Source organism: Streptomyces sp. Da 82-17 (assembly GCF_046098215.1).
In the GTDB taxonomy this organism is placed as follows: domain Bacteria; phylum Actinomycetota; class Actinomycetes; order Streptomycetales; family Streptomycetaceae; genus Streptomyces.
The window spans coordinates 101,409-121,621 of sequence record NZ_JBJURH010000027.1 but is presented as its reverse complement, the minus strand read 5'-3'; the positions used below and the strand labels follow the sequence as shown (position 1 = coordinate 121,621).

Sequence of the window (20,213 nt, the reverse complement as noted above, 5' to 3'; positions counted from 1 at the left end):
GGGGAACCTTACACGTCCCATACGCGGCACTGATATGTCGCTTACGGGCAGCGGGCGCGACGCCGCGTTGCCGGAACCCGGAAGCCCGCCGGCCGAGGGCGGTCAACGAGCCTTTGGAGCCCCGCACTTGGAACCAGCCGCCCCTGTCAGGCACTCTTCGTGACCGTGTCAGCACTCCCGCGTCAAACGCAGTCGAGCCCCGCCGCAGGTCACATGATCGTCTGCGGCGACGACGCCCTGGCCGAACGCCTCGCCACCGAGTTGTACGAGGTGTACGGCGAGCGCGTCACCCTCGTCGTGCCGCCCCCGGCCGGCCCGGCCCGCCCCGCAGCCCGTACGGGCAGAGCCACCGCACTCCTCGGCCGCATGTCGTCGTCCCTCACGGGAAGGGCAGGCGGGGCCTCAACCGCCCACGCGCCGCCGCGAGTTGTCGAAGCCGCAGAGCTCGGCGGCGAAGTGCTGCAGGACGCCGGTGTCCCGCACGCGGCGGCGCTCGCGCTGGTGCATGACGACGACGAGACCAACATCCGGGTCGCCCTCGCCGCCCGGCGCCTCAACCCGCGCCTGCGGCTGGTCATCAGGCTCTACAACCGCAAACTCGGCCAGCACCTGGAAGAGTTGCTCGACCAGGCCGCGCTCGTCGCCGCGCCGGACATGGACCGTGCGACCCTCGACGCGTCGACCACGGTCCTGTCGGACGCCGACACCGCCGCGCCCGCCCTCGCGGCGACCGCGATCGCCGGTACCAGCAAGGTCGTTCAGGCGGACGGGCTGCTGCTGCGGGCCGTCGAGCGGATGCCGTCGGGCCGCGGTGAAGTCCCCGAGCCGGGACTGTGCACCCTCGCCCTGCTCTCCGCGACCAGCAACGACCCGGCGGGCAGCGAGGGTTCGGACAGCAGCGGCGACGAAGGCCCGCAACTCCTGCCCGACGACCGGGCCGTGACCATGGCCACGGGACGCGGCACCGTCGTCCTGGAGACCGTGACCCACACCGGTCCGACCCTCCCGCCCGGCCGTCTCGCCCGCCGCACCGCGCCCCTCGGCCAGCTCTTCTCCCGCCGTCTGCGCTTCTCGCTCCTCGGTCTGCTCGCCTGCGTGGCCGCGCTCGCGGTCGCCACCTGGATCACCACCGACGACCCGCCGCTGCACGCCGCGTACATCACCCTCCTCGACCTGTTCGCCATCAACGACCCCGCGACCGACGACGAACCGAGCCGCCAGATCCTCCAACTCCTCGCCGGATTCGCCGGGTTGCTGCTCCTGCCCGTGCTCCTCGCCGCGGCCCTCGAAGCGCTCGGCACGTTCCGCAGCGCCTCCGCCCTGCGCCGCCCGCCGCGCGGCCTTTCCGGGCACGTCGTCCTGCTCGGCCTCGGCAAGATCGGCACCCGCGTCCTGCACCGGCTGCGCGAACTCGACATCCCCGTGGTGTGCGTCGAGGAGGACCCGGAGGCCCGCGGCATCACCCTCGCCCGGCGCCTGCGCGTGCCCGTCGTCCTCGGCGACGTCACCGACGAAGGCGTCCTCGAAGCGGCCAAGGTGCACCGCGCCCACGCCCTCCTCGCCCTCACCAGCACCGACACCACCAACCTGGAGGCCGCGCTGTACGCCCGCTCGGTCAAGCCGGACCTCCGCGTCGCCCTGCGGCTGTACGACGACGACTTCGCCACCGCCGTCTACCGCACCCTCCGCAGCGCCCACCCGCACGCCCTCACCCGCAGCCGCAGCGTCACCTCGCTCGCCGCGCCCGCCTTCGCCGGAGCGATGATGGGCCGCCAGATCCTCGGCGCGATCCCCGTCGAACGCCGGGTCCTGGTCTTCGCCGCCCTCCAGGTCGAGGGCCACCCGCAGTTGGAGGGCCGTACCGTCGCCGATGCGTTCCGCCCGGGCCACTGGCGAGTCCTGGCCCTCGACGTCACGGACCCGGTTGAGCGCATGCCGGACCTGGCCACCACCCCCTCGCCCGACGCCGAGCACGCCCCGGGCCTGGTCTGGAACACCGACCCCCGCTACGTCCTCAAGGCCGAGGACCGCGTCGTCCTCGCCGCCACCCGTCAGGGCCTCGCCGAACTCCTCGGCCGGCATCCCGTACGCCGACCGGGGCGGTGACCTCTGGAACCCGGCTTCCCGATCACCCCGACAGCAGGGTGTCGAGGCCCGCGCCGATGGCGATGGCGGCCACGAAGAAGGTGAACAGGAAGATCCAGACTTGCCGCTGAGTGGTGGTCCGAGCTGCCCGACCGGAGCGTATGAGCGCCGACTGGCGTCGGATGTACCGGCTGAAGACGGCCATCGTGACCAGGGTCGCGAGCATGAGCACGGTGGAGAGCTGGAGGGCCGTGCGTGTGCCGTCGCCCCGCACGGCGGTGCCCGCGAATACCGCGAGGCAGCCGCCGAGGGCCGGGACGACGGCGAGGAAGAGCTTCCAACTCGGCTTCGTGGCCCAGGTCTGTGTGACCGCGCCGAAGACGAGGGCGGCCGCGGTCGCGGCGACCCACCATCCGGCTGTGGCTGTGGCTGTGGCTGTGGCTGTGGCTGTGGCGCCGGAATCGGAACCGAACATCAAGACCCCTTGGATCAAGACCCTTTTGCGGGTGGTGGTTGAGACCAGCGGGAGCGGCGGTGCCGGTGCAGACAACACCTACGCACCGGCACCTGCGTGTGTGAGCGTGCTCACCAGCTGAACATGCCGATGCGCCGATGTCCGGTGTCCGGCATCAACAGCCCGTAAAGACTGCCGGGTTCCGGCAATGCGGCGGGCGTATGAGGCGCGTCAAGATGGGCGTAGGGGGAAACGGGGGAGAGTCCGGGTGCCGGGTTCCCGCAGTGGGACCCGGCACCCGTACGCGCCCCCGACGCGATCCGAGTGCACGGAGGACAGGTCATGGGGGAACTTCTCGGCGCGGCCACCGGCTTTCCGGGTGTCGTCCTCAGCTCCGCGCTCCTGGTGGTCGTCGCCTTCTGGGTGCTGGTCCTGTTCGGCGGGTTCGACGCGGACGGGTTCGACGGCGACGTCGACCTCGGCGCGTGGGGGCTCGGCGGTGTGCCCGTCGCGGTCGCCGCGTCGCTGATGGTCGTGGCCGGCTGGTGTGCCTGTGTGACCGGGTCGGTGCTCGTCGCGCGGGCCGGGCTCGGCGGGCTCGCTCAAGTCGCCCTCGACGCGGGGGTGTTCGCGGCGTCCCTCGCTGTCGGCTGGTGCGTCGCACGGATCCTCGTACGACCGCTGGCCAAGCTGTTCCTCGACGAACCAGGCCCGTCCCGGCAGGACTTCGTCGGCTCGTTCTGCACCATCCGCACGGGGCGGGTGGACGCCGGGTTCGGTCAGGCCGAGGTCGCCGCGCCGGACGGGTCCACGGCGATCGTGCAGGTCCGGCAGTACGGCAGGGACACGCTGTCGGCCGGCAGTACGGGTCTGCTGTACGCCTACGACGACGCCGGCGAGTTCTTCTGGGTGGCCGCCCGCGACCCGGAGCTCGGTCCGGCCGCCGCGGACCACGCACCGGACAGCGCCCCGCGCACCCGCCCGGTCTGAGCCCTTCCAGCGCCCCACCTCACTTCACGGCTGTCCGCAGCCGCCCTCAACTTCCCACCGTTCCTTAGGACTTCCCATGGATGCCATCACCTTGGGCATCGGCGTGTCCGTCGCCGTTGTCCTGCTCGTAGTCGTCGCCGTCCTGCTCGTGGTCACCCGGCTCTTCCGCAAGGTCGAGCAGGGCCGGGCGCTGATCGTCTCCAAGATGCGCAAGGTCGACGTGACCTTCACGGGCCAGGTCGTCCTGCCCGTGCTGCACAAGGCCGAGGTCATGGACATCTCGGTGAAGACCATCGACATCGTCCGCACCGGCCGGGACGGGCTGATCTGCCGGGACAACATCCGCGCCGACATCCGCATCTCGTTCTTCGTACGGGTCAACAAGACCGTGGAGGACGTGATCCGGGTGGCGCAGGCCATCGGCACCGCACGGGCCAGCGACCAGAACACGCTGCAGGAGCTGTTCAACGCGAAGTTCTCCGAGGCGCTGAAGACCGTCGGCAAGCAGATGGACTTCGCCGACCTCTACACGAAGCGCGACGAACTCCGCGACCGCATCATTGAGTTGATCGGCACCGACCTCAACGGCTACAGCCTGGAGGACGCGGCGATCGACCACCTGGAGCAGACGCCGCTGAGCCAGCTCGACCCGTCCAACATCCTCGACGCCCAGGGCATCCGGAAGATCACCGAGCTGACCGCCGTCGAGCATGTACGCACCAACGAGTACCAGCGGCACGAGGAGAAGGAGATCACCCGGCAGAACGTCGACGCCCGGGAGGCGATTCTGGAGCTGGAGCGGCGGCAGGCGGACGCCGAGATCAAGCAGAAGCGCGAGGTCGACACCGTACGGGCGCGGGAGGAGGCCGAGACCGCGCGGGTCGTCGAGGAGGAGCGGCTGCGGGCGCAGAGCGCGTTCCTCGCCACCGAGGAGAAGCTCGGCGTGCAGCGTGAGAACCAGGCGCGTGAGGTCGCCGTCGCGCAGAAGAACCGCGAGCGGGTCATTGCCATCGAGAGCGAGCGCATCGAGAAGGACCGGCTCCTCGAAGTGATCGCCCGCGACCGGGAGACCGAACTGACGCGCATCGCCGCCCAGAAGGAGGTCGAGGCCGAGAAGCGGGAGATCGCCGACGTCATCCGGGAGCGCGTCGCCGTGGACCGCACGGTCGCCGAGCAGGAGGAGTCGATAAAGAAGCTGCGGGCCGTCGAGGAGGCGGAGCGGGAGCGGCAGGCGGTCGTCATCGCCGCGGAGGCGCAGGCGCAGGAGGGCCTGGTCAAGAGCATCAAGGCCGCGGAGGCCGCCGAGCAGGCCGCCACCCACCGCGCGGCGGAGGAACTCACCCTGGCCGAGGCCCGGTTGAAGGCGTCCGACCTGGATGCGCGGGCCAAGCTGCGTCTCGCCGAGGGCATCCAGGCCGAGCGCGCCGCCGAGGGCCTCGCGGCCGTGCAGGTACGGGAGAAGGAGGCCGACGCGATCGAGAAGGCGGGCCGTGCCGAGGCGCAGGCCACCGAGGCGCGGATGCGCGCGGAGGCCGAGGGCGCCGAGGCGAAGCTGCGGGCGGAGGCCGCGGGCCTCACCGAGAAGGCCGCCGCGATGGCCGCGCTGGACGAGGCGTCGCGTACGCACGAGGAGTACCGGCTGCGCCTGGAGGCCGAGAAGGACATCCGCCTGGCCGGTATCGACGTGCAGCGGCAGGTCGCTCAGGCGCAGGCCACGGTCCTCGCGACCGGCCTGGAGAACGCCGACATCAACATCGTCGGGGGCGAGTCCGTGTTCTTCGACCGGCTCGTGTCGTCGATCGCGCTGGGCAAGGGCGTCGACGCGTTCGTGCAGAACTCCGAGACCGCGCGGACCCTCGCCGGTCCCTGGCTGGACGGCACCGCGAGCTTCACCGACGACCTCGCGCAGGTGCTCGGCTCGGTCTCCACGGCCGACGTGCAGAACCTCACCGTGTCCGCGCTCCTCATGAAGCTCATGAAGGGCGGCGGTGAGAGCGGCGCCGTGCGTGAACTCCTCGACAAGGCCGGGCAGTTGGGCATCGCCGACATGCCGATCGTCGAGTTGAACGGCGCCCGCAGGAGCCCGAGCGCGGGCTGACCCGGACCGGCCGGGGCCGCTGTACGGGGGGCAGCGGCCCCGGCCCCGTACGCCGCCCGAACCCCCGCAGACGTACGCGCACACGGTTCGACACGGAAGGACGCCGGACACCATGGAGACCAGGAACGGAACCGGGACCGAGGCCGGGCCCGGGCCTGCGGAGGCGGCCGACATGGACGCCGGGACGTACGAGTTGCTGCGGGCCCGACTGGCCGAGCAGGCACGGCAGTTGGCCGACCGTGCCACCGCACTGAACGAGCGCCGGGCGGCCACGTTCGGCTCGACCGAGCTCGCCCTCGCCGACACCCGGAACCTGCGCACCGACCACCCGTGCACCCTGCGCGACATCGTCGCGATGGGCGACGTGCTGCTCCTCGGCAGCCACACCGCTCCCGGTACGGAGTCGAAGACCGCGGTCGGCGACGTCTTCCAGCTCGTCGACCGGGACCTGGACCGGCTGCCCGACGACACGGTCCCCGGCCTGCTCGACGACCCGGGCTTCGTCCGCGAGTTCGACGCCCTGTTCCGCTACTACCGGCAGGCCCGCCTGCTGCGGCTCCGGCACGTCGAAGGGAAGCTGCTCGCCGTCTTCCAGACCGGTGAACGGGCCGAGGACATCCGGGTGCTGCGCTGGACGCTCGACGCCGAAGGGCGGGCCGCGTTCCTGGACGCGCGCGGCGACCGGGACCACGCCGCACCTCCGGCCCACGACTTCCCCTGGACGGCCGCCACCCGCGACGACCACGTCCCGGGCCGGCACCCGCACGTCTCCGTCGGCGGCGAGGTGTTCGTGTCGACGGTCGGCGGCCGGCTCGCCGTCAAGGCGGAGGACGACACCGAGACCGGGGACGGCATCCACACCGAAGCCGTGCAGGAGCCCCTGCAGTCCCTCGCGGACGCCGACGTGGAGCACGCGCGGGTGGGCCCGCTGATCCTGCTGCGCGTCCGCCCGTACAAGGAGACCGCCTGGCGGCACCTGGTCTTCCACACGCTGACCCGGACCGTGGCCCGCCTCGACGGGATCGGGCAGGCCTGCCGACGGCTGCCCGAGGACCAGGGCATCGTCTTCCCCGGCGGCTACTGCCTGGCCGACGGCACCCACAAGACGTTCGACGGCGTCGACACCGACGGCCTCGACTTCGAGCGCACGGTGCGCTCACCCGACGGCGAGGACGTCCTGTACGCCTTCCGGTCCCGTGCGGACGGCCGCAGCCTCCTCCTCCCGTACCACCGGATCCGCAAGGAGATCGCCGCCCCGCTGTCCTGCCACGGCTACGCGCTCCTCGACGACGGCACCCTCTGCGTGCTGCGGTCCGGGGCCGCGGAGCCCGCGCGCGTGCATCCGGTGCAGATCTGGCGGTCCCCGTTCGCCGCCGACACCCACGCCGCGGCCCGGCCCGTCGAGGAGGGCCCGCTGGCCCGGATCGGCAACGCCGACCTCGTGCGCGGCATCTCCGACTGCCTGTCCGTCGCCCGCGCCGTGACGGAGACGACGCCCACCACGGGCGTGTACGAGGCGCTGCTCGCGTCCTGCGTCCGTACCGCCGATGCCCACCACTGGCTCGGCGAGGCCGAAGTCGGCGACCTGCGGGGCCCGTTGGAGGCGCTGCGCGCCACCGCCGAGCAGGTCCTGACCGAGTTCGCGACCGTCCAGAGCCTCACCCGGCAGGCCGCGGACGCCCTGGAGACGACGGCCGCGCGCATCACCGCGCTCGTACGGCGCATCCGCGGCGAGTCCCCGCAGCACGCCGGGGAGTGGGTCGACCGGCTCACCGAACTGCGCCTGGCCCAGGGTGAGTTGCTGACGCTCAAGGACTCGCGGTACGCGGACGCCGACCGCATCGACACGCTCGCCGCCGGCCTCGCCGACGACCTCGGCTCGGCCGGGCGGCGCGCCGTCGCCTTCCTGCAGCGCCCCGACGCGTTCGCCGCCCACCACGCCGACCTCGCGCAACTGGCCGCCGACGCGGACACCGTCACCACCGTCGCCGAGGCCGACGAGCTGGCCGACCGGCTGCGGCAGCTCACCGAGGGGCTGCAGACCGTCACCGAGGTCGTCGCGGGGCTCGACGTCGGCGACGCGACCGTGCGCACCGCCGTCCTGGAGCGGATCGCCGAGGTCCTCGCGGACGCCAACCAGGCCCGCGCCGGCCTGGACGCACGACGCCGTGACCTGACCGTGCACGAGGACCGGGCCGAGTTCGCCGCCGAACTCGCCCTCCTCGGCCAGGCCGTCACGGGCGCGCTCGCCGCGGCGACCACCCCGGAGAGCTGCGACGAGCAGCTGGCCCGGCTCCTGCTCCAACTGGAGAACCTGGAGGGGAGGTTCGCGGACTCGGACGCGTTCCTCGCCGAGATCGACACCCGCCGCACCGAGGTGTACGAGGCGCTCGCCGCCCGCAAACAGACCCTCGCCGACACCCGCGCCCGGCACGCGGAACGCCTCGCGACCTCCGCGAGCCGGGTTCTGGACACCGTCACCAGCCGCCTCGCCGCACTCCGCTCGGCCGACGAGATCAACACGTACTTCGCCTCCGACCCGATGGTCGGCAAGGTCCGCCGCACCGTCGGCGAACTCCGCGAACTCGGCGACCAGGTGCGGGCGGACGAGCTGGAGGGGCGTGTCGCGGCGGCCCGCCAGGAGGCCGCACGCGCCCTGCGGGACCGCACCGAGCTGTACGCGGACGGCGGCGACACCCTCCGCCTCGGCCGCCACCGGTTCGCCGTGAACACCCAGCCGCTCGACCTCGCCGTCGTCCCGCACGGCGACGGCATGGCGTTCGCGCTGACCGGCACCGACTACCGCGCACCCGTCACCGACCCGGCCTTCGCCGAACTGCGCCCCTACTGGAACCAGACCCTGCCGTCCGAGAACGCGGAGGTGTACCGGGCCGAACACCTCGCCGCCCGTCTCCTGGACGAACACGGCGCCGAGGCCCTCCTCGCCGTCGACGACCTGACCGCCTTCGTGCGTACGGCCGCCGAGACCGCGTACGACGAGGGGTACGAGCGGGGCGTCCACGACCACGACGCGACGCTGATCCTGCGCGCACTGCTCCGGCTGCACGGCGACGCCGGACTCCTGCGGTACACGCCGCGGGCCCGCGCCGCCGCCCAGTTCCACTGGGCCCACGCCACTCCGGCCGAGGAACGCGTGCTGATCACCCGCCGCGCCGTCTCCCTCGCCCGTGCCCGCGACACCTTCGGTCTCGCGCCCGCACTCGACGCCTTCCGCGCCGAACTCGCCGACAGAATCGGCGACTCGGACGCCGCCGCGTACCTCCTCGACGAGCTCACCACCGGCCCCGACGGCTTCGTCACGTCGGCGGCGACCCGCACGCTCCTCGACAAGTTCCGCCACGCCACGGACAGTTCGGCGTACGAGGACGACCTCGACGCGGTCACCGACCCGCACGCCCGCCGCCAGCTCGCCGAAGCCTGGCTCGGCTCCTACCTGACGGCCACGGGGGAGAGCGGCGACCTGGACGAGGCGGTCGCCGTCGAACTCTGCCGCGACCTGCCCCGCTACGACAACGCCGCCCCGCACACGGCCACCGTCGACGGGCTCCTCGGCGCCCACCCGCGCATCGACGGCCGTACCCTCACCGTCCGCATCGACGAACTCCTCGACCGCACCCGCCGGTTCCGCACCACCACCGTCCCGGCCTACCGCGCCTACCAGACCCTGCGCACGGACCTGGCCACGGCGGAACGGGCCCGGCTCCGCCTCGACGAGCACCGCCCCAAAGTCATGTCCGCCTTCGTCCGCAACCGGCTCGTCGACGAGGTCTACCTGCCCCTCATCGGCGACAGCCTCAGCAAGCAACTCGGCACCGCGGGCGGCCTGTTGCTCCTCCTCTCCCCGCCCGGCTACGGCAAGACGACCCTCATGGAGTACGTCGCCGACCGCCTCGGCATGATCCTGGTCAAGGTCAACGGCCCCTCCCTCGGCCACGACGTCACCTCCCTCGACCCCGCCGAGGCCCCGAACGCCACCGCCCGCCAGGAGATCGACAAGGTCAACTTCGCCCTGGAGGCGGGCAACAACGTCCTCCTCCACCTGGACGACATCCAGCACACCTCCCCGGAACTCCTGCAGAAGTTCATCTCGCTCTGCGACGCCCAACGCCGCATGGACGGCGTCTGGAACGGCACCTCACGCACGTACGACCTGCGCGGCAAACGCTTCGCCGTCTGCATGGCCGGCAACCCCTACACCGAGTCCGGCGCCCGCTTCCGCATCCCCGACATGCTCGCCAACCGCGCCGACGTGTGGAACCTCGGCGAGGTCCTCACCGGCAAGGAGGACACGTTCGCCGTCAGCTTCGTCGAGAACGCCCTGACCGCCAACCCGGTGCTCGCCCCGCTCGCCGGCCGCGACCGCGCCGACCTGGACCTGCTGATCCGCCTCGCCGAGGGCGACCCCACGGCGCGCCGCGACCGGCTCGCCCATCCGTACGCGCCGGCCGAGGTGGAGCGCATCGTCGCCGTGCTCCGGCATCTCCTCGCCGCCCGGTCGACGGTCCTCGCGGTCAACGCCGCCTACATCGCCTCGGCCGCACAGTCCGACGAGGCGCGTACGGAGCCGCCGTTCCGGCTGCAGGGCTCCTACCGCGACATGAACAAGATCGCGGCACGGATCGACCCGGTGATGACCGACGCCGAACTCGCCGCGCTCGTCGACGACCACTACGCGGCCGAGGCCCAGACCCTCACCACCGGCGCCGAGGCCAACCTCCTCAAACTCGCCGAACTCCGCGCCACGCTCACCCCCGACGCGGCCGCACGCTGGGCCGAGATCAAGGCCGCCCACGTACGGGCAGTCCGCCTCGGCGGCAGCGGCGACGACCCGGTGACCCACGCGGTGGCCGCCCTCGACCTCCTCGCCGACCGGCTCGCCGCCGTCGAATCGGCCATCACCCGCGCCGCCGACCCCCGCCACGCCCTGGCCAACCCGTCGGCACGGCACGCGAAGGGGACACGGTGACGGGGCGGACGCCCGCCGCGTGCCCGGTCGGACCGGGCTCCACCGACGACCCGCCGCGCGCCCGCAGCGCACTCGGGCGTCTCGCCGTCGGTCGGTGAGGCGGAGCCGGTGCGTGCGCCCCGGGGGCGGGGCGGGGTGCCGGAGGGGGTCTCGGTAGCATCGCCGCTATGCCCGTCCGCCCCGCCCGGCGCCCCCGGCCCGCGCTCGCCGCCGTCGTGGTCGGTGCGCTGCTGGCCTGCGCCTACCTGATGTGGGGCCCCGGACACAGCACCATGCCCATGCCCATGCCCACGGCCGGCACGGCGGGCCAGGCCATGAGCGCCGCGGCCGGGCATGCGGAGACGGAGCAACCCGCAGGCGCACCAACGCGGGAGCCCGCACAGGCACAGTCGGAGCAGCGGCCCGGGCAGCATTCCGGGCATGTGGTCGCGCCGATGCCCGGCGAGTGCCCGGACACGAGCATGGAGTGCCCGCTCGCGACCGCGCACCCGCCGCTGCCGGTGGCGTTCGCCGCCGCCCCGGGACCCGGCGTCCTCGCCGAACCACCGGCCTCCGCCGAGCCGTTGACCGCCGCAGCCGACGAAGGGTGCGCCTGGCCCAGGGCGCCCGATCCCGTCGCGCTCCTCTGCGTCAGCCGGACCTGACGACACCCGTGCCCGACGGCCGCCTCTCGCGGTTCTCGGGTACGTCGTCGTGCCCTGATCCGTCTGACCCGCTCAGGAGAGTTCCTCCTCCATGTCCTCCACCACCACCTTGTTCGTCACCGGTCTGACCACCGGTCTCTTCGCCGGCGGCGCCTCCTGCGCCGCAGTCCAGGGCGGCCTGCTCGCCGGTGCCGTCGGCCGCCGCGCCACCGCCTGGAGCCCCGAAGCGTGGGAGCGCAGCGGCCTGTTCGCCCCCGTCGGCGCGTTCCTCGGCGCCAAACTCGCCTCCCACACCCTCCTCGGCGCGGCCCTCGGCCTCGTCGGCGCCGCGATCCAGCCCGGCCCGCGCGCCCGCGCGATCCTCCTGGTCGCGAGCGCGGTACTGATGCTGCTGTTCGCCCTCGACATGCTCGGCGTCCGCGCCGTACGCCGCTTCGTCCCCAGGCCGCCCGCCTCATGGGGCCGACGGGTGCGCCGCTCCGCGAAGTCGACCGCCGTCACCACCCCCGCCGTGCTCGGGTTCCTCACGGTCCTCATCCCGTGCGGGGTCACCCTCAGCGTCGAGCTGATCGCGGTCACCGCCGGGTCCCCGCTCGCCGGGGCCGCCGTCATGGCCGGTTTCGTCCTCGGCACCGGCCCGCTCTTCGCCGTACTCGGCTTCCTGCTGCGCTCGGCCGCCCGCCGCTGGCAAGGACGGCTCAGCGTCGTCACCGCCGTGATCGTCCTGGCCGTCGCGGTGTGGACCGCCGGTTCCGGGCTGCGCCTCGGCGGCTGGTGGCCCACGCCCGCACCCACGGCGACCGCCGCAGCGCCCCCGCAGAAGACCGTGACCACACGCGGCGGCGTCCAGACCATCACCGTCCGGGCCCGCACCAACTCCTACGCGCCGACCGCCATCACCGCGACCGCGGGCGTACCGACCGAGCTCGTCGTCGCCACCGCCGGCACCAGCGGCTGCGTCCGCTCCTTCGTCGTCCCCGACGAGGGCGTCCAGGAGATCCTCCCCGTCACCGGCCGCACCTCCGTCGACCTCGGCACCCCCGAACCCGGCACCCTCGCCTTCACCTGCGGCATGGGCATGTACGGCGGCGAGATCACCTTCCGAGAGCCCACCGGCCCCCGCACTCCCGCCACCCCGAAGGAGACCGCCCGATGACCCTCCGCCTCGCCTTCACCGTCACCGGCATGCACTGCAACAGCTGCGGACTCCTCATCGACGACGAGGTCGAAGAAGTCCCCGGCGTCACCACCAGCACCACCGACCTGCGCACCGAACGCACCGTCGTCGAACTCGAACACCCCGTCCCGGCCGAGGAGATCGTCGCGGCCATCGCCGCCGCCGGCTACACCGCCACCCCGACCGCCTGAACCACCCCGCCGTCAGCCAGGGCGACGGCCCGGAACGTCCCACCGGCACTCGGTCGTCGGGGCCCGGCGGGTGGCGCCGTATGACGGCCATCGTGCTGAGATCGGCGGCCCCGCCGGGGAGGGTGCGTCCCGGACCGGGAAGGGTGCGGGGATGACGTGGCTTTCGACGACTGCGGGGTTCGCCCTCGTCCTGCTCATCCTGCGGGACGTGTTCCACACGCTCTGGCACCCCACCCGGCACGGCGGGCTCAGCAGGCTGGTGATGATGACCCTGTGGCGGCTGTCCTCCCGCTCCGGCATCCGGCGCAGGCCCGCCGGTCTGGTGGGGCCGCTGGGCATGGTCACGGTGGTGGCGCTGTGGGCGCTGACCGTCGCGGTGGGCTGGGCGCTCGTGTACTGGCCGCACATGCCGCAGCGGTTCTCGTACGCGGCCGGCCTCGAACCGGCCGAGCACGCGAGCCCGGTGGACGCGCTGTACGTCTCGCTGGTCACGCTCGCCACGCTCGGCCTGGGCGACATCGCGCCCGCCGCCGGGTGGCTGCGCGTCCTCGCGCCCATGGAGGCGCTGGTGGGCTTCGTCCTGCTGTCGGCGACCGTGGCCTGGGTGCTGGGCATCTACCCGGCGCTGGCCCGCCGCCGGGCCCTGGCCCTGCGCCTGTCCCACGTACGGCGAAGCCGTGCCACCGCCCGGGAACTCGACTCCGACGGCGGCGCCGCACTCCTCGACGGTCTCGCCGCGGCACTCGCGGTGGCCACGGTCGACTTCATGCAGTACGCCGAGTCGTACTACTTCTACGACGGGGACGAGAACACCTCCCTGCCCCTCCACCTCGGCTACGCGTCCGACCTCGCAGGCCAGGCCGCCACCGCGCACCACCCGGACGTACGACTCTCCGCATCGGTCCTGCGCACCGCACTGGACGACCTGGCCACCGTCCTGGACACGCGCTTCCTGCGCACGCAGGGCTCCGCGGACGAGGTCTTCGAGGCGTACGCCGCGAACCACGGCGCCCCGTAGCAGAGCCCGGCAAGGAAGGGCCTCGCACGCGGCGCCACGGGGCAGCGGGATTCCCGGCCCGGGTCGGACAATGGAAGGACCGGCACGGCGACAGGCCGAAACCGCCGCGTACGTGCCCCGGTGTCGGCCCTGACCAGGGGGTGAGGACGATGCGCAGCCGCTTCGAACCCGACCGGCAGCTGACCGCCCGCATGGTGGTCACGATGTTCCTGCTCGGGCTGCTGTACGTGGCGTTCGTCGCCGCGCTCATCGTGCTGCTGAAGTCCGTGGTGGTCGTGGTCGTCATCGCGGGTGCGCTGCTGGCCGCGCAGTTCTGGTACTCGGACCGGATCGCCCTGTTCGCGATGCGCGGCCGCTTCGTCACGCCCGAGGAGCAGCCGCAGTTGCACGGTGTGATCGACCGGCTCTGCGCCGCCGCCGACATGCCGAAGCCCCGGGTGGCCGTCTCCGGCATGGACCTGCCCAACGCCTTCGCGACCGGCCGCGACCCCGACCACGCCGTCGTCTGCGTGACCACCGGGCTGCTGCGCCGGCTGGAGCCCGAGGAGCTGGAGGGCGTCCTCGCCCACGAGCTGTCGCACGTCGCGCACCGGGACGTCGCGGTGATCACCATCGCCTCGTTCCTCGGCGTGATCGCGGGCCTCATCGTCCGCTTCGCCTTCTACTCGCAGCTGTTCGGCGGCCGCGGCCGCGACCAGAACACGGCGGTGGCGATCATGGTCGTCATGGGCGTGTCCGCGCTCGTGTACGCGATCAGCTTCCTGCTCATCCGGGCCCTGTCGCGCTACCGGGAGCTGGCCGCCGACCGGGCCGGCGTGATGCTGACCGGCAGGCCGTCCGCGCTGGCCTCGGCGCTCACGAAGGTCAGCGGGGACATCGCCCGTATCCCCTCGCAGGACCTGCGGACGGCCCAGGCGTTCAACGCGTTCTTCTTCACCCCCGCCCTCAAGTCCGGCTCGGCCCTGGCCGGACTGCTCTCCACCCACCCCACCCTGGAGCGCCGACTGGAGGCCCTCGCGGAGATCTCCACCGAGCTGGACGGGCCGGGCGGCGGGACGGGGACGACGAGGAGCTGAGCGGTTGTACGTGGGGGGGGCGAAAAGGGGCCGAGTCGAGGACAAAGAGCTGAGGACAAGGAGCTGAGGTGGCATGGGTTTCTGGGATGTCGTGTTCGGCCGGTCCAAGCCGGTCGGGCCCGATCTGGATCAGCTCTTCGGCCTGCCGTCGGCGGCGATCACCCTCCAGGCGTCCGCCGGATTCACGCCGACCGGGGCGGGCTCGGTGTGCTTCGCGTCCATCGAGGGCGGGGCGTTCACGCAGGTCCAGGAGGAGGTCAGGGCTCTCCTTGACGCGGACTCCGAACGGCCCGGGCCGCCCGTGGAGTTCAGCCGGGACGACTACGGCTACTCCTGGCTGCTCTCCCACCGCACCCCCGGCACCGACGGCCTGCCTGCGCTGGTCGGCGATCTGCACGCGGTGAACAGCGCCCTCCAGGACAGCGGCTTCGGCCCGCAGCTCCTTTGCTCCCTGGTCGCCTTCCGTGACGCCGAGGAGCGCCGACTCGCGCTCGTGTACCTGTACAAGCGCGGCGCCTTCTACCCCTTCGCGCCGCTGCCCGGCAACAAGCGCGACAACCCGCTGGAACTCCAGGTCAGGGCCGCGGTCGCCGACGACCTGCGGATCGAGCAGGACCTCAGCCGCTGGTTCCCGCTGTGGGGAGCGCCCGGACAGTGAGGCCGCGGGCAGCGGCGACGGCCGGGCTCTGCCGCCTCGGTCGGCGCCCTGCCGCGTCGGCCGTCGTGGCGCGGCCACCGCTTGATGGCGTGGCCTCGGCCCGCGGCGCAAGCTGGAGACGAGGGGGAGTGGCGAAGGAGGAACGTGGTGAGGTCTCCTCCGGTGGTGGTCGGGGTCGACGGCTCTGCTGCCGCGTTGGCCGCGGTGGAGGCGGCGGCGCGCGAGGCGCTGCTGCGGGACGCGGACCTGCGCGTGGTGCACGCCTTCCTCTGGCCCGCCCTGCACGTGCCGCCCGGCTCGGCCGCCGCCCTCGGCCCGCCCACCGGGGCTGTGCAGGAGGCCGTCGAGGCGTTGCTGGCCGAGGCCGTCGATCGGGCCCGGCACGCGTCCCCCGGTGTGGTGGTGCACAACGCGGTCATCGCCGGCGAGCCGGTGGGCGTCCTGGAGGCGGAGTCGCGTACGGCCCACCTGGTGGTCCTCGGCGACCGGGGCGCGAGCGGATTCGCCCACCTGCTCCTCGGCTCGACCGCCGTACAACTGGCCGCCCACGCACAGTGCCCGGTGATGGTCGTACGCGGCCGAGCGGCGCCGGACGGCCGGGTGCTCGCGGCCGTGGACGGCTCGCCGCAGGGGTACGGGGCACTCGCCTTCGCGTTCGCCGAGGCGTCGCTGCGGGGCGTCGAGCTGGAGGCGCTGCACGCGTGGACCACATGGAGCGACCACGGCGAGCTGGTGCCGGGCAGCCCGTTGGACGTGCTCGACCTGGTCGGCGACATCAACGTCCTGAGGGCGACGGAGGAGCGGCTGCTCGCCGAGGCGCTCTCCGGACTGCGCGAGCAGTACCCCGACGTGGCGGTGCGCCCGAGCCTGGTGCGGGGCCGGACCCGGCCCGTACTGATCGAGGCGAGCAGCCGGGCCCAGCTGGTCGTCGTCGGAGCCCGTGGCCGCGGCGGGTTCACCGGCCTGCTGCTCGGTTCGGTCAGCCAGGCCCTCCTCCACCACGCGCACTGCCCGGTCACCGTGGTGCGCTCGGACCTCTGAGGCGTTGGGCCTCGCGACGCACGATCGGGGCCGACTCGGCGTGAAACGGCGGAGGACTTCGATGGTTCGCGGGACGCTGTCGAGTCAGTCCCGATACGCACCGAGGCCGAAGGGCGCGGCATGAAGCAGCTCAAGAGGTGGCAGGCGAACCTCGTCGACACGACCGCGCTCGGCGCGGTCGTCCTGATCCGCCTGTACGTCGGCGCGATCTTCCTCTCCGAGGGCGTACTGAAGTTCCTCCGCCCTGACGCGCAGGGCGCCGGCCGCTTCGGCGAGGCGGGCATCCCCGCCGCCGGCTTCTTCGCGCCGCTCGACGGGGTCTTCGAGATCTGCTGCGGGGCGCTGATCCTGGTCGGCCTGCTCGTCCGGCTGGCAGCCGTACCCATGGTGGTCAACATGCTCGGCGCCCTCCTGATCACCAAACTGCCCATCCTGTGGGGCGACGCCCCGCTGTTCGAGGGCAAGTCCGGCTGGTGGGACTTCGCCCACGAGTCCCGCACCGATCTCGCTCAACTCTGCGGCAGCGCCTTCCTGTTGACCGTAGGCGCCGGAACCCTCTCACTCGACGCCCGCCTGACCAGGCACGCGCGACTCGAGGCAGTCACCCGCCCCTGACGTCGGCGGGCGGGCACGGCGTTCTTCCGCGAGGAGGCCGTCGCCGCCCATCTCGCGGGCGAGTTGAGGGGGATCTGAAGCCCGCACAGCCTCACGGATGCCTACGAGCGCGACGGCACCTGCGAGATCGCGCGCCGCCTCGGCACAGGCGACGCGAGGTCGGCCTACGCCGAAGGGAAGTCGTGATGGACCGCCTCGACGTTGTTGCCGTCGAGGTCGCGGAAGAACACGCCGTAATAGCCGGGGTGGTACTCGGGCCAGACGCGAGGAGCGTGCAGGATCTCGGCGCCGGAGGTCACGGCCGCGCGGTGCACCTCGTCCACGGCCGCCCTGCTCCCGGCGCTGAACGCGATGTGCACCTCCCGGTTGCGCGTTCCGGTGACCGGCCCGAGCCAGAAGTGCGGGAATCCGTCCGGGCCGGACAGCCCGATGACGAGCCCGCCTGCGCGCTCGTAGCGCATCGCCTCCCGTACGCCGAGCGGCGCCAGCACCTCGGTGTAGAAGAGCGCCGATTTGGCCGGGTCGTCGACCTGGATCGAGAGGTGGTCGAGCATCGACCCTCCACGTGAGTCAGGAAGTCAGAACCTGTGCATTCAGCGTCTCATCGCCGATCGGCCCACGCGACCAACGCCTCGGACGGAGGGGGCGACGAGCCTGGGGGCCCGGGCCGGTCTCGGCACCGGTGGCGCGCGAGGCCGTGGGTCCGTGCTGGGGGGCGGGGGGCGCATCACCGGCCGCCCTGAGGGCCCTTGAACCCGCCTTCCATACGCGACGAGACCACGACCTGGACCACCACGTCCGCCGTGTCTTCCAACTGCGCGATGTCGCGCCGGAGTTGTGGCGCAGCGGAGTCGAGCACCATCGAGCGGCGGGTCATCGAGGCGCACGACTGCGTGGCCGGGCAGCTCAGCCGACGGGAATGACGCCGGGTGGCCGAGGGGGCGAATCGCGTGATTTGACCTGCTCCAGCCCCGTTTCAACTTCAAAGAAGCGGCAACCTGGCCCATAGAGAGACACGTGAAGTACGTGAAGTACGCGTTAGGGGACGCCGATGTCAACAGGGACACTTCTGGCGATCATCATTCCCATCGCGGTGGTGGTCGTCGTGGCGGCGGTCGTGGCCTGGCTGCTCATGCGACGCAAGAAGCTTCGCGAGCGCTTCGGCCCTGAGTACGGACGCACAGTGGAGGACCACGACAGCCGTATGGCCGCCGAGCGTGAGCTCAGGGGCCGGGAGAAGCGGCACGACGCGCTGGACATCAAGCCGCTGGACAACAGCGTCAGGGACCGGTACGCCCGGGACTGGACCAGCGTGCAGGAGGAGTTCGTCGATCGCCCGGAGCAGGCCGTGCACGATGCGGACCGCCTGGTGACCTCGCTGATGCACGAGCGGGGATACCCGACCCAGGACTTCGACCAGCAGCTCAAGGACCTGTCCGTCGAGCACGGTCGTACGCTCCAGCACTATCGGGCAGCCCACGACGTCGATGTGCTCAGCACCCGGCACGAGGCGACCACCGAGCAACTGCGGGGCGCCATGGTGCACTACCGGGCCCTCTTCGACGAGCTGCTGTCCAACGGCGGAGGATCCCGCCACGCCCGGGCCTGAGCCGCGTACGGACACTCGGAGGAGCTGCGAGCCAGGAGCTGCGGCCAGGAGCTACGAGCTAGGAGCCAGGAGCCATGCAGGGCAACAACAGCCGGGGCGCCGCGAGCACGGCGGACGGCGGAGTGCCGACCTTCCCCGGCGAAAGCACGACCACGAGCACAGGCACGACCACAAGCACAGGCACGACCACAAGCACAGGCACAGGCACGACCACGAGTACGAGCACGAGCCCGCAGGGCGTGCCTGCCGAAGAGGAGCCCGTCGGAGCCGGGCCGGGGAACGGGGGCGACGACGCGCTGCGGGCCGACCCCGAGCCCAGGGCTGAAGCGGAGTCGTCGCAGCTGCTCGCACCGGAGGACGAAGAAGGGTTCCGCGCCCGCTGGCAGGAGGTGCAGAACGGCTTCGTCGACGACCCGCGCGACGCCGTGCACGCGGCCGACGCCCTGGTCAGCGACGTGATGCAGGAGCTGGCCGCCACCTTCGCCCACCACAAACAAGAACTGGAAGGGCAGTGGAACCGGGGCGAAGAGGCGGACACCGAGGACCTGCGACAGGCCCTGCGCCACTACCGCGCGTTCTTCAACCGCCTGCTGGTGACGTGACGTGACGCGAGGCGCGGCGGTGGGCCCGTCGCGCCTCGCGGGGAGGTCAGCCGACGCACAACCCGAGCAGGCAGATGTCCTCAGGCGAGGTCGATATGAGAGAGGGGTTCGTGTTCTGGGACGTGTCGCCCGGCTTCGTGCTCGTGCTGTCGTCCGATGAGCGAGGCGGCTGCTGCTGCCCTGCCGTACCGGAGCGGTCGGTGCTCGTGTCGCCCGCGGCCGGAGCGGTGTTCCTCGGCTGAGGGGTCGCCGTTGCGGCCGGACGCGCAGGCGCTGCGGCCTCCGGCTCGGCGCTCGGCGACGTCGTACGAGGCGCTGCCTGGAGGGGCTGCTGCTGCCGGGGTGCGTCGGTCGTCGGCGACTGCGACGCGGAATCGTCCTTGGCCTTCTCGCGGGGCTGCTGAGCAGTCGCCGACGCGGACGCCGAAGGGGTCGTCTCCTCGGGCTTCTGCTCCTGCTTCTCCCCGTCCCCCGTGTCCGGGACCTTCGGCGCCGTGGCGGCCTGGGCCCGGTCGACGGTCTGCCGTTCCATCGAGGCGAGGGTCAGCCCGCCGCCGACGAGCGCGACCGCGCTCGCGACCGCCGCCCGGCGCTTGTTCTTCTTCCACCGGGCCAGCTGACGGCGCCGCGCCGCACGCCCCTGCTGCGCGGGCTGCACCTGCTCGACAGGAGGAACGTCCTGCGTGGCCGCGGCGGTTTCGGGGGAGGCCATGGAGCTCCCGGCACGTGGCGCAGCGGGGGCCGAGGCGGTGGTGCCGTCGACGAACAGCGGGGCGATGTCGGGGGCGTAAGCGCCGCAACCAGGGCACACCAAGGCGCCGTTGAGGTGCCGACTGCATGAGGAGCAGTAGTCCATCTGTACGTTCTGGCCTTCCTGGTTCGACGGGCTGTCCGGCCTGCCACGGCTTGGCCCGCGCCCGGCCCAGGGCACCCGGACCCCGCCGGCCCGGTACCCCCTTCCCCTACCT

General features: G+C 72.6%; 17 protein-coding genes. 14 read left to right on the top strand and 3 right to left on the bottom strand.

What is annotated here, in order from left to right; all coding sequences use genetic code 11:
* The first annotated feature begins 213 nt into the window (after positions 1 to 213).
* The gene (locus tag ACIDOF_RS33450; RefSeq protein WP_409009961.1) at positions 214 to 2,106 is read left to right on the top strand and encodes an NAD-binding protein; all 1,893 of its coding nucleotides are present in this window, start codon (positions 214 to 216) and stop codon (positions 2,104 to 2,106) included.
* A 22-nt stretch (positions 2,107 to 2,128) separates the two neighbouring features.
* Here ACIDOF_RS33450 and ACIDOF_RS33445 read toward each other — a convergent pair whose 3' ends face one another.
* A complete protein-coding gene (locus ACIDOF_RS33445; protein ID WP_409009960.1) occupies positions 2,129 to 2,560 on the bottom strand; it encodes a hypothetical protein in 432 nt (143 codons plus the stop codon).
* 321 nt (positions 2,561 to 2,881) lie between these two features.
* On the opposite strand from ACIDOF_RS33445, the gene ACIDOF_RS33440 reads away from it, so the two are divergent.
* The 11 genes from ACIDOF_RS33440 (at position 2,882) to ACIDOF_RS33390 (ending at position 17,034) form a co-directional block, all read left to right on the top strand.
* Positions 2,882 to 3,529, top strand: coding sequence for a hypothetical protein (locus ACIDOF_RS33440; RefSeq protein WP_409009959.1), 648 nt, complete (start codon positions 2,882 to 2,884; stop codon positions 3,527 to 3,529).
* A gap of 76 nt (positions 3,530 to 3,605) precedes the next feature.
* Positions 3,606 to 5,627 (top strand): SPFH domain-containing protein, encoded by a 2,022-nt coding sequence (locus ACIDOF_RS33435; protein WP_409009958.1) that lies wholly within the window; start codon positions 3,606 to 3,608, stop codon positions 5,625 to 5,627.
* Between the two features lie 112 nt (positions 5,628 to 5,739).
* On the top strand, positions 5,740 to 10,614 hold the full coding sequence (locus ACIDOF_RS33430) for a DNA repair ATPase (protein ID WP_409009957.1): 4,875 nt from the start codon (positions 5,740 to 5,742) through the stop codon (positions 10,612 to 10,614).
* Positions 10,615 to 10,781: 167 nt separating this feature from the next.
* Positions 10,782 to 11,258: a hypothetical protein gene (locus ACIDOF_RS33425; protein WP_409009956.1), complete on the top strand. Its 477-nt coding sequence runs from the start codon at positions 10,782 to 10,784 to the stop codon at positions 11,256 to 11,258.
* A 91-nt stretch (positions 11,259 to 11,349) separates the two neighbouring features.
* On the top strand, positions 11,350 to 12,414 hold the full coding sequence (locus ACIDOF_RS33420; RefSeq protein WP_409009955.1) for a sulfite exporter TauE/SafE family protein: 1,065 nt from the start codon (positions 11,350 to 11,352) through the stop codon (positions 12,412 to 12,414).
* Positions 12,411 to 12,626: a cation transporter gene (locus tag ACIDOF_RS33415; protein WP_409009954.1), complete on the top strand. Its 216-nt coding sequence runs from the start codon at positions 12,411 to 12,413 to the stop codon at positions 12,624 to 12,626. Before ACIDOF_RS33420 ends, ACIDOF_RS33415 begins: the two co-directional genes overlap by 4 nt.
* A 151-nt stretch (positions 12,627 to 12,777) precedes the next feature.
* Positions 12,778 to 13,644 (top strand): potassium channel family protein, encoded by an 867-nt coding sequence (locus ACIDOF_RS33410; RefSeq protein WP_409009953.1) that lies wholly within the window; start codon positions 12,778 to 12,780, stop codon positions 13,642 to 13,644.
* Between the two features lie 149 nt (positions 13,645 to 13,793).
* Entirely contained in the window at positions 13,794 to 14,720 is a 927-nt protein-coding gene (gene htpX / locus ACIDOF_RS33405) for a zinc metalloprotease HtpX (protein ID WP_409009952.1), read from the top strand.
* Between the two features lie 73 nt (positions 14,721 to 14,793).
* Complete coding sequence (pspAB, locus tag ACIDOF_RS33400) at positions 14,794 to 15,378, top strand: PspA-associated protein PspAB (RefSeq protein WP_409009951.1); 585 nt, start codon at positions 14,794 to 14,796, stop codon at positions 15,376 to 15,378.
* Positions 15,379 to 15,525: 147 nt separating this feature from the next.
* Positions 15,526 to 16,419: a universal stress protein gene (locus ACIDOF_RS33395; protein WP_409009950.1), complete on the top strand. Its 894-nt coding sequence runs from the start codon at positions 15,526 to 15,528 to the stop codon at positions 16,417 to 16,419.
* 120 nt (positions 16,420 to 16,539) lie between these two features.
* Positions 16,540 to 17,034 (top strand): DoxX family protein, encoded by a 495-nt coding sequence (locus ACIDOF_RS33390; protein ID WP_409009949.1) that lies wholly within the window; start codon positions 16,540 to 16,542, stop codon positions 17,032 to 17,034.
* A gap of 164 nt (positions 17,035 to 17,198) precedes the next feature.
* On the opposite strand, the gene ACIDOF_RS33385 is transcribed toward ACIDOF_RS33390, so the two are convergent.
* A complete protein-coding gene (locus ACIDOF_RS33385; protein ID WP_409009948.1) occupies positions 17,199 to 17,588 on the bottom strand; it encodes a VOC family protein in 390 nt (129 codons plus the stop codon).
* Positions 17,589 to 18,085: 497 nt separating this feature from the next.
* On the opposite strand from ACIDOF_RS33385, the gene ACIDOF_RS33380 reads away from it, so the two are divergent.
* Positions 18,086 to 18,643, top strand: coding sequence for a hypothetical protein (locus ACIDOF_RS33380; RefSeq protein ID WP_409009947.1), 558 nt, complete (start codon positions 18,086 to 18,088; stop codon positions 18,641 to 18,643).
* Positions 18,644 to 18,882: 239 nt separating this feature from the next.
* Entirely contained in the window at positions 18,883 to 19,245 is a 363-nt protein-coding gene (locus ACIDOF_RS33375; protein ID WP_409009946.1) for a hypothetical protein, read from the top strand.
* A 46-nt stretch (positions 19,246 to 19,291) separates the two neighbouring features.
* On the opposite strand, the gene ACIDOF_RS33370 is transcribed toward ACIDOF_RS33375, so the two are convergent.
* Positions 19,292 to 19,957 carry a hypothetical protein gene (locus ACIDOF_RS33370; RefSeq protein ID WP_409009945.1) on the bottom strand — a complete coding sequence of 222 codons (666 nt, stop codon included), beginning with the start codon at positions 19,955 to 19,957 and terminating at the stop codon, positions 19,292 to 19,294.
* Positions 19,958 to 20,213 lie beyond the last annotated feature (256 nt).